This is a genomic window from Pseudomonas sp. 24 E 13 (genome assembly GCF_900004715.1).
Lineage (GTDB): Bacteria > Pseudomonadota > Gammaproteobacteria > Pseudomonadales > Pseudomonadaceae > Aquipseudomonas > Aquipseudomonas orientalis_A.
Genome location: NZ_CVTO01000093.1, coordinates 17,596 through 26,357, shown reverse-complemented (window position 1 = coordinate 26,357; position 8,762 = coordinate 17,596). Strand labels below are relative to the sequence as shown.

The following is an 8,762-nucleotide window of genomic DNA, read 5'->3' as shown; positions in this document are numbered from 1 at the left end:
AAGAGCGGCTCGCTTCGCATCGTGGTTACGGTTGGGCGCTGCTGAGTTGTGTAGATACCTATGCCCCGATAGCGGTTTGTCAGGCGCGCTGCTATCGAAAGCACGCCCTTACCCACATCACGCAGAGGCAGCCTTGAGGCATTTGAGGGCCTGAAAATCGCCACGGACTTTGTCGATTTTCTGGCTCAGCTTCATGCGCTGTTGCTCAGTGCTCTGCGCCATCAAATCCACAATCAAACTACGCGCCGCCGCTTCGGTCTGTGCGTAGGCCGCCCGGTACTCGGGGGTCCAAAGACTTTCCCGGTCCACCAGTAACTGCTGCATTTTTTGCGCAAACCCGGGACTGTTGCGTTGCCGCAGCGCCTCGCTGAACTGCGCCTGCCAGTGCGCGCGGTTGCCGATCCACTCGTTGTTCTGATCTCCCAATGCCTCGGACCAGGCCACCACCCGCTGCTGCTGGGTGGCGCTGAGTGGGCCGATCCAGGCGTCCAGACGCTTGCTCATGCGCTCGGCGCGCTCCTTGATCTGCTGGGCCAGCGGCGGCTTGAGGTATTCGTCCTGGCGTTTGCGCAGGTCTTTGGCCAGGGCGTCGTTCATCTCCTTGACCTGCTGATCATCCAGACCTTGCAGCAATTGCACCGCAGACGGGGTGATTTCACGCGCGATTTCAGCGATGGCCTGTTTGGCTTCGACAGTGCGGGCCTGCAAGGCGGCGTCGGTGACCTGGTTGGCGTCGACCATCTGTTGCAGGCGGTCCAGCCAGTCCAGGTAACCCGGCAATTGCGTGGTGCAGTGCCAGGCCAGGTGCTCCTTGAGTTTGTCATTGAACCAGCTCTTCTGCCCGGCGTTCATGTCCAGGTAGTCGTTGAGGGTCCAGGGGATGATCACGTCAAGATTACGGTAGGCCAGGCCCACGCGATTGCAGCCGGCGAGCACCAGGCTCAGGGTCAGCAATAACACCATAAATTTGAGCCGACGCAACATGGGCAGGTCCTTGCACGGTTGGGGTTAATGCATGTGAACCTGCACAAGGGGCGACAGTTCAGCCCATCAATAAAACGACCGGACAGCCTTCAAGGTCAACAGACCGTCACATTGCGAATTGTGTCCGGAGTAGGCCGAGCAGTCCCCGCCACTGAGGCTGGAGTCGCTGTAGATCAGGTCAAGGTCGACCCCTTTCCAGGCCCTGGAGAGTTGCACTGACCAGTCGCTGAAGCTACTGATGGCGCCGTTCTCCACCGACACCGGGGTGCCCAGTTGATGGGTGGTGTACTTCACGCTGACGCCGACGCCGAAAGGCTGGGTGCCGCCGAGGTCGGCAAACAGCGTGCTGTCCTGGCGGTCGGGGTCGTTGCTGAAAGACACGCCGAAACGGTTGCCCAGCAGGTTCAGGCCACCATAAAACGCCTGGCTGTCGAGGGGGCTGACCTTGGGGTAGCTGTAGTGAATCAAGCCCACTTCGTAGCCCAGGGTCTGGTCGAAGGGATGCTTGAAACCCATATAGGAATCGACTTCAAGGGTGCTGGGCGAGGACAACCCCATGTTCGGTGAAAACTGGCCGAAGTACAGGCCGCTGTCGTGACTCAGGTCCAGCCCGCCATGGAATGCGTCGCTGCCCGGGGAGGTCGGCTTGACCAGGCCCTGGGCCATGGTGCGGCTGGGGGTGGTACCCAATTTCAGGTCGAAGTCGCCCAATTCGCGCTGGAAAATCTGCGCTTCGGCGAGCGGACACGCGGCAAGCGCGCTGACCAGTAACATGCAGGATTTGAGCATGCTTCACTCCATGAAAAGCGAGGAGCAGTGACGAAAAAAGATGGGCAGATGCCCGTGCTAGACGTGTGCAAGGATACCGGCGAAAGCTCGCAGGTGAGGCCCGTTCGTCGATTGGGGTGAGGATCAAGGTGTTGCGAAGGTGTTTCGGGCTCTAGTCCTAGCGCCTTGAAGGCAAGACGCTTAGGGACCAGGTGCGTTGCGCGGGTATTACTTTTTGCCCAGGCTGATCTGCTTGGACGGGCCGAAAGTCTGGCCGCTCACGCCCTTGGCAATTTGCTGGATTTCGCCACCGGACTTGAGGAACGCAGCAATCTGGCTGTTGATCGATTCGCTGGTTTCAACGGCGGGAGCTGGCTTTGCTTTGCTGTTGGATGCTTTTACGCGCATGGCGGCCACTAACCTGTAGAAAATTAACTTGGCCAGGCATCGTACAGGAATTACTTGACAATTGCTTGGCAAATATCCCCAGGGAATTAAATGTCGCCTCTGCAAAAGACCGAACTTGATCAACCCAATAACCCGCTAACTGACTGTTTTAACTCGAAAGCTTGAAATGTGCAGGCGCTGGTGACGGGTAAAATTCGCAGGATTGATCAGACGAGCGGGGCACTGCCATTGCAGCGCCACGTCGGCCTGCGGATTTTTCAGGCGCGCGCGCGTGTCTGGCTCAACTCGGGTAGAATGCCGCCCACGCAATGAGGGTATCTGGAAATGGCTTTAGTCGGGCGCTACAACAGCTTGCAAGTGGTTAAACACACTAACTTTGGTTTGTACCTGGATGGTGCGCAAGACGGTGAAATCCTCTTGCCTAATCGGTATATCCCCAAGGACATTCCCAGTGAAGATGAAGACTGGCTTAACGTTTTCATTTATCTGGACAGTGATGACAAACTTATCGCCACCACTGAAAAACCCAAAGTTCAAGTGGGCGAATTTGCCAGTTTGAAAGTGGTGGAAGTCAACAGCATCGGTGTGTTCCTCGATTGGGGGCTGCCCAAGGATCTGTTGCTGCCTTATTCGGAAGAAAAACGTCAGCTGAGCGCCGGTGAATACTGCGTGGTGCATGTCTATCTCGATAAGCACACCCGGCGCATCACCGCCACCGCGCGCCTTGATCGCTACCTGGACAAAACGCCGGCCAATTACCAGGTGGGCCAGGAAGTCGACCTGTTGGTGGCCGAAGCCACGGACATGGGCTTCAAGGCGATCATCAACAACAAACACTGGGGCCTGATCCACAAGAACGAAGTGTTCAAGTTCCTGCGCCCGGGCAAGGAAGAGAAAGGCTTTATCAAAGAGATCCGCGCCGATGGCAACATCAGCCTGAGCCTGCAGCCGGTTGGCCAGGAAGCGGCTTCCAGCCTCAACTCGAAGATCCTCGCCAAATTGCGTGACAACAACGGCACCTTGCCGGTCAGTGATAAAAGCGATCCCGCCGTCATCAGCAACTTGTTCGGTGTGAGCAAAGGCAACTTCAAAAAGGCCATTGGTGCGCTCTACAAGCAGGGGCAGATTGTGATTCATGCCGATCGCATTGAACTAAGCTGAGTGCGGCCGGCTCTGCTGTAGGAGCACGCTTGCTCCTACAGTGGATGGTCAAATGTCGAAGAAAACCTTGTTTGCCTACCTCGGTACGCTGGTCGCCTTCCTGGTGCTGGACGGCCTCTGGCTGGGCGTCCTGATGGGGCCTACCTATAAGAGCCTGCTCGGCTCGCTGATGCTCGATCAGCCCCGGCTGTTGCCCGCCGTCGTGTTCTATCTGCTGTATGTCCTCGGTTGCGTGATATTCGTTGTCTTGCCCAGCGCGAGCTGGCAACGCGCTGCGCGTTTGGGGGCCTTGCTGGGGTTGGTGGCCTATGGCACTTACGACCTGAGCAATTGGGCCACGCTGCAAGGCTGGTCCGCCGGCCTGGCGGTAATGGACATGGCGTGGGGGACTGTGCTCACGGCGATCTGTTGCACAGTCGGCTTCCTGTGTGCACAACGGGTGCGTCAGTGATTGTGTACAGGATTGTCTTGCACCGTTGCTGCGAATAGCTGTTCTATCTGAACCTTTATAATGTCTTTGGAGCGCCGTTCCACGGGCATTGTGTGCCATTGGCATGCATTCTGCTGACTACCTCGTATACAACCCATACTGCGTACCGTATGCATATCGCTACGGCAACGCAGGGCGATATTACGAGGAGTCCCGCGATGACCGACCAATTGCCCAACGGCTACAGCCCACGGCTGTATAACCAGGACCTGGGCCCACTGCCGCAAAAATGGACCTGGTACAACATCTTCGCCTTCTGGATGAGCGACGTGCACAGCGTCGGCGGCTACGTGTTCGCCGCCAGCCTGTTCGCCCTGGGGCTGGCCAGTTGGCAGGTGTTGATCGCCTTGCTTGCGGGCATTTGCATTGTGCAACTGATCGCCAACCTGGTGGCCAAGCCGAGTCAGCAGGCGGCGGTGCCTTATCCAGTGATTTGCCGCCTGGCATTTGGTGTATTTGGTGCGAATATTCCTGCGGTGATCCGTGGCCTGATCGCGGTTGCCTGGTACGGCATTCAGACGTACCTGGCGTCGAGTGCCTTGATCATCGTGGTGCTGCGCTTTTTCCCGTCGATGGCTGTGTATGCAGAGCCGCACTTTGCCGGGTTGTCGTACCTGGGCTGGTTCGGCTTTCTTACATTGTGGGTGCTGCAGGCCGCCGTGTTCTGGGCCGGGATGGAATCCATCCGCCGCTTTATCGACTGGGCCGGCCCGGTGGTGTATGCGGTGATGTTTGCCCTGGCCGGCTGGATTGTGTGGAAAGCGGGTTGGGCGAATATCAGCTTTACCCTGGCGGAAAAGTCGCTGTCGGGCTGGCAGGCCTTCGGTCAGGTGATCGTGGCGACGGCGCTGGTGGTGTCGTACTTCTCCGGGCCTACCCTCAATTTTGGCGATTTCAGCCGCTACTGCCGCAGCATGCAGGACGTGCGCCGTGGCAACTTCTGGGGGCTGCCGGTGAACTTCCTGGCCTTCTCCCTGGTAACCGTGGTGATCGTCTCGGGCACCCTGCCAGTATTTGGCGAAATGTTGCATGACCCCATCGCCACGGTGTCGCGCATCGACAACAGCATGGCCGTGCTGCTGGGCGCCTTCGCGTTCGTGACCGCCACTATCGGCATCAATATCGTCGCCAACTTTGTCTCCCCCGCGTTCGACTTCGCCAACATTGCGCCGAGCAAAATCAGCTGGCGTGCGGGTGGAATGATCGCCGCCGTGGCGTCGATCTTTATCACGCCGTGGAACCTGTTCAATAACCCGCTGATGATTCACTACACCCTGGATATCCTGGCCGCGTTTATCGGGCCGCTGTTCGGCATCCTGCTGGTGGATTTTTACCTGGTCAAAAAGCAGCAGATCGACGTGGATGCGCTGTTCGATGACAGTCCGAACGGACGCTATTACTTCGACGGCGGGGTGAACTGGACGGCGGTCAAGGCCTTGGTACCGGCGACGCTGGTGGGCGTCGCCATCACCTTCACGCCGGCGTTGCAAGGCATGGCCAATTTCGCCTGGTTTACCGGTTGCTTCCTGGGAGGGCTGTTTTTTCTGGTACTGGCACGGCGTGAGCAGGTGCGCTTGCCGACCCCTCTGGTCGCTGGCTGAGCACGACACCGCCGGCCACCAATAGACCGCAAGCGGCAATCACCAGTGCCGGTTGCAGGCCGCCGCTCAAGTGGCTGCTCACCGAGGCCAGCAGCGGCCCGCTCAATTGGCCGATGGCAAAGCTTGCCGTCAACAGGCCGGTGCTGCGCTGGTAGCCGTGGGGCGCAATCTCGCGCAGGCGCGCCATGACCAATTGCATGCACGCCAGAAACGGTGCGCCGCACAGCAATACTCCCAGCGCCAGGCCCCAGGTATTGCCCAGCAGGCACGTGAATACGCCGGCCGCCTGCAGCCACAGCGTGGTCATCAGCCAGCGCCGGGTGGTGTTCGGGTCCTTGCGGCGCAGGCTGGCTATCACCACGCCCATCGCAGCGGCCAGGCCAAAGCACGGCCAGAACAAGTCGGCCTGCCAGGCGCCCTTGAACTGCGCAGTGGCCATCTGCGACAGGAAAGTCGCTGGAATGATGTAGCCCAGGCCGAACAGGAAGTAGATCCAGCCCAAGTGCGCGATGCTGCCGTTATTACCCGCGTTGGAGGCGGGCGCAGCCAGCGTGGTCGGCGTTGGCAGGAATGGCAGGATGGCCAGCAGCATCACCAGTGCCACCGCGCCATACACCAACCACAGCGTTGCGGAGCTTTGCCCCAACAGGTTGGACCCCAGCGCCAGCAGTCCGGTGAGCACAATGCCCAAGCCAGGTCCTGCGAACACCAGCGCTCCCAGGCGTGGCCTGCCGGCGGCAATCGCCAGCGGCTGGCTCAGGCTGGTAATCATCACCAGGGCCCAGGCGCTGGCGACACCGGTGCCGAAACGCAGCAGCAGATGAGGCCAGAAGCCGTGGGCCCAAAAGGACGCCAGGGTCAGCAGCACGCAGAGCCACAACCCGCCGTACAAGCGCCCTTTAATGTGGTGATGACTGCGGGCGAAGATCGAGTCCACCGCACCGACGAAATAACCCAGGTAATTGGCGGCCGCGATCAACCCGGCGCCGGTCAGGTCGATCTGACCTTCGCTGAGCAAATGCGGCATCTGCGGAGTCAGGGCAAAGCGGCCGATGCCCATGGCCATCATCAGGGCGACAAAGCTGGCGGTTAAGCGAATCAGCGGTGACATGTGCACGTGTCCTGCGGGAAAGCGAAGACCGTCAGGCTAAAGCGGATTGACTTTCTGTAAAAATGAATAATAGTGAGTAACTTGTTCAGTTTTGGAGAAAGGCTATGGAGTTCAGTCAACTGCGCATCTTCCAGGCGGTAGCGGAAGAGGGCTCCATCACCCGCGCCGCCGAGCGCCTGCACCGTGTGCCGTCGAACCTGTCGACCCGGCTCAAGCAAATGGAAGAACAGCTTGGCGTCGAGCTGTTTGTGCGTGAACGCCAGCGTTTGCAGCTTTCTCCTGCGGGTAAAGTGCTGCTGGACTACAGCACCCGTCTACTGGCCCTGCACGATGAAGCTCATGGCGCCGTGCAGGGCGGGCAACCGGCGGGTGATTTTGTCCTCGGCAGCATGTACAGCACGGCGGCGATTCACTTGCCCACGCTATTGGCGCGTTATCACAAGGCCTACCCGATGGTGAATTTGCAGGTGCAATCCGCGCCGAGCGGCGAACTGCTCGAAGGCTTGATCACCGGGCGGCTGGATGCGGCGCTGGTGGATGGTCCATTGACGATTGCCACGCTGGACGGCGTGCCGCTGTGCGAAGAGCGCCTGGTGATCATTTGCGAGGCCGATCACCCGCCGGTGCGCGGCCCCCAGGATGTGGCCGGCCGCTCGGTTTTCACGTTCCGCCGCAGTTGCGCCTATCGCACCCGCCTGGAGACCTGGTTTTCCCACGAGCGCGTGGCCATGGGCCGCGCCATCGAGATCGAGTCCTACCAGGGCATGCTGGCTTGTGTGATCGCCGGCTCAGGCGTGGCGTTGATGTCCGAATCCATGCTCGAGAGCCTGCCGGGCAAGGACAGTGTATCCGTTCATCCGCTGACTGGGCCTTTTGCCACTGCCACCACCTGGTTGATGTGGCGAAAGGGTATGCTCGGCGCTAACCTCAATGCATGGATCGAGCTGCAGCAGGCGAGCCAGGCAGAGGGCGTGCAAGACAGGCGCGAGATTGCTTGAACGATTCGACAGGATCCTGATCCATTCAGTAATAGTTCGTTGTGGTTTCGCGCAAGCAATACATAGGACTTAGGGCTACTATCAGTGTAGGAAAGGGCGACAAGACAGGCGTCTACCCGCATTACCCTCAAAGGGGGCAAATCATGAAAGAGAAAATTCAAACCTGGCTCCATGACCTTGGCGTTGCGCTGGGCTTGATCGAGCCTCCACTGCAGCCGGTGCCGATTCGTACCGATGACGAGCAACGCCGCCCACGTCGGCGTTGATCCCCAGCCAACCCGGTATTCTTGTGGGAGCGGGCTTGTTCGCGATGCGGTGAGTCAGTCGATAAGTAGTTGACTGGTTTGCCGTATTTGCGAGCAAGCCCGCTCCCATATTTTGTTTGTGTCAGGCAAGACGAGAGGGTAGGGCGCTTTACTTAATTAAACGCAAGGGCCGGGCGTCCAGTCCGCCTTTGTGCGTAAACGTCCGCGCGGTCACCAACCCCAGGTTCATCGCAATATACTTAAAAAGCCCAGCTCAACCAGACCTGAAAACATGTCCAGACCCCAGTGTTCCCATTGTCTCAGGCCAGTCAGCCACTGCCTGTGCCCGCTGATTCCGCGTCTCCAAAGTCGCACCCGTGTGTTGCTGCTGCAGCATCCGAGCGAGGTCAACCACGCGCTCAATACCGCGCGGCTGGCGGTGTTGGGGTTGAACAATGCGCAGTTGGTGGTGGGAGAGGTGTTCGATGACCTGGCGACCCTGTTGAACCCGCCCGGCTATCAGGCGCGGCTGTTGTTTCCGGCCGATGATGCCCAACCCCTGCAAGCCTACGCACAAGACGATCAGCCGCTGTTGCTGGTGGTGCCTGACGGCACCTGGCGCAAGGCGCGCAAGTTGCTGCACCTCAACCCGTTGCTGGCGGCCTTGCCTCGGGTCACGCTGGCCGATGGCGGCGTCTCCCGGTATCGCTTGCGCAAGGCGCCGGGACCTGGCGCCTTGTCGACGGTCGAAGCGATTGCGCAGGCGTTGCAGGTACTGGAGGCGCCGGCATCGTTCGAGACGTTGCTCAAACCTTTTGAAGCGTTGATCGAGGGGCAGATTGCGGCGATGGGGGAAGAGGTTTTTCAGAGAAATCATGGCGGTGGGGATTAGGGACAGGCGGGGTATCTCGGTGCGGCTATCGGGACATAGGTATCTACACAACTCTGTAGCGCCCAACCGTAACCACGATGCGAAGCGAGTCGCTCTTGATCTTG

Annotated in this window: 10 protein-coding genes; 6 read left to right on the top strand and 4 right to left on the bottom strand. The window is 59.4% G+C overall.

Annotation, left to right across the window (positions count from 1 at the left end):
- Positions 1-117: 117 nt before the first annotated feature.
- From BFP90_RS06195 to BFP90_RS06185, 3 genes are all read right to left on the bottom strand, one after another.
- Positions 118-984, bottom strand: a complete 867-nt coding sequence (locus BFP90_RS06195; RefSeq protein WP_065896259.1) for a DUF6279 family lipoprotein — start codon at positions 982-984, stop codon at positions 118-120.
- A gap of 66 nt (positions 985-1,050) precedes the next feature.
- Complete coding sequence (locus tag BFP90_RS06190; RefSeq protein ID WP_065893758.1) at positions 1,051-1,773, bottom strand: TorF family putative porin; 723 nt, start codon at positions 1,771-1,773, stop codon at positions 1,051-1,053.
- Between the two features lie 207 nt (positions 1,774-1,980).
- A complete protein-coding gene (locus tag BFP90_RS06185; protein ID WP_003193095.1) occupies positions 1,981-2,160 on the bottom strand; it encodes a hypothetical protein in 180 nt (59 codons plus the stop codon).
- 324 nt (positions 2,161-2,484) lie between these two features.
- On the opposite strand from BFP90_RS06185, the gene BFP90_RS06180 reads away from it, so the two are divergent.
- The 3 genes from BFP90_RS06180 to BFP90_RS06170 all read left to right on the top strand — a co-directional run bounded on the left by BFP90_RS06180 (position 2,485) and on the right by BFP90_RS06170 (position 5,412).
- On the top strand, positions 2,485-3,321 hold the full coding sequence (locus BFP90_RS06180) for a CvfB family protein (RefSeq protein ID WP_065884480.1): 837 nt from the start codon (positions 2,485-2,487) through the stop codon (positions 3,319-3,321).
- A gap of 52 nt (positions 3,322-3,373) precedes the next feature.
- Positions 3,374-3,772, top strand: a complete 399-nt coding sequence (locus tag BFP90_RS06175) for a DUF2177 family protein (protein WP_065896258.1) — start codon at positions 3,374-3,376, stop codon at positions 3,770-3,772.
- Positions 3,773-3,969: 197 nt separating this feature from the next.
- Positions 3,970-5,412, top strand: coding sequence for an NCS1 family nucleobase:cation symporter-1 (locus tag BFP90_RS06170; protein ID WP_065896257.1), 1,443 nt, complete (start codon positions 3,970-3,972; stop codon positions 5,410-5,412).
- On the opposite strand, the gene BFP90_RS06165 is transcribed toward BFP90_RS06170, so the two are convergent.
- Positions 5,324-6,523 (bottom strand): MFS transporter, encoded by a 1,200-nt coding sequence (locus tag BFP90_RS06165; protein WP_065896256.1) that lies wholly within the window; start codon positions 6,521-6,523, stop codon positions 5,324-5,326. The genes BFP90_RS06170 and BFP90_RS06165 overlap by 89 nt on opposite strands.
- Before the next feature lie 104 nt (positions 6,524-6,627).
- On the opposite strand from BFP90_RS06165, the gene BFP90_RS06160 reads away from it, so the two are divergent.
- The 3 genes from BFP90_RS06160 to BFP90_RS06155 all read left to right on the top strand — a co-directional run bounded on the left by BFP90_RS06160 (position 6,628) and on the right by BFP90_RS06155 (position 8,658).
- Positions 6,628-7,521 carry a putrescine utilization regulator PtrR gene (locus BFP90_RS06160; protein ID WP_065896255.1) on the top strand — a complete coding sequence of 298 codons (894 nt, stop codon included), beginning with the start codon at positions 6,628-6,630 and terminating at the stop codon, positions 7,519-7,521.
- Positions 7,522-7,664: 143 nt separating this feature from the next.
- Entirely contained in the window at positions 7,665-7,787 is a 123-nt protein-coding gene (locus tag BFP90_RS29065) for a PA1414 family protein (RefSeq protein WP_017737772.1), read from the top strand.
- Between the two features lie 271 nt (positions 7,788-8,058).
- Entirely contained in the window at positions 8,059-8,658 is a 600-nt protein-coding gene (locus BFP90_RS06155; RefSeq protein ID WP_065896254.1) for a tRNA-uridine aminocarboxypropyltransferase, read from the top strand.
- Positions 8,659-8,762: the final 104 nt, after the last annotated feature.

What these genes read in the sequence shown, in the direction of transcription:
- BFP90_RS06165 (WP_065896256.1), bottom strand. Translation starts at nt 6,523, where the DNA reads ATGTCACCGCTGATTCGCTTAACCGCCAGCTTTGTCGCCCTGATGATG.
- BFP90_RS06170 (WP_065896257.1), top strand. Translation starts at nt 3,970, where the DNA reads ATGACCGACCAATTGCCCAACGGCTACAGCCCACGGCTGTATAACCAG.
- BFP90_RS06185 (WP_003193095.1), bottom strand. Translation starts at nt 2,160, where the DNA reads ATGCGCGTAAAAGCATCCAACAGCAAAGCAAAGCCAGCTCCCGCCGTT.
- BFP90_RS06180 (WP_065884480.1), top strand. Translation starts at nt 2,485, where the DNA reads ATGGCTTTAGTCGGGCGCTACAACAGCTTGCAAGTGGTTAAACACACT.
- BFP90_RS06175 (WP_065896258.1), top strand. Translation starts at nt 3,374, where the DNA reads ATGTCGAAGAAAACCTTGTTTGCCTACCTCGGTACGCTGGTCGCCTTC.
- BFP90_RS06190 (WP_065893758.1), bottom strand. Translation starts at nt 1,773, where the DNA reads ATGCTCAAATCCTGCATGTTACTGGTCAGCGCGCTTGCCGCGTGTCCG.
- BFP90_RS06160 (WP_065896255.1), top strand. Translation starts at nt 6,628, where the DNA reads ATGGAGTTCAGTCAACTGCGCATCTTCCAGGCGGTAGCGGAAGAGGGC.
- BFP90_RS06155 (WP_065896254.1), top strand. Translation starts at nt 8,059, where the DNA reads ATGTCCAGACCCCAGTGTTCCCATTGTCTCAGGCCAGTCAGCCACTGC.
- BFP90_RS29065 (WP_017737772.1), top strand. Translation starts at nt 7,665, where the DNA reads ATGAAAGAGAAAATTCAAACCTGGCTCCATGACCTTGGCGTTGCGCTG.
- BFP90_RS06195 (WP_065896259.1), bottom strand. Translation starts at nt 984, where the DNA reads ATGTTGCGTCGGCTCAAATTTATGGTGTTATTGCTGACCCTGAGCCTG.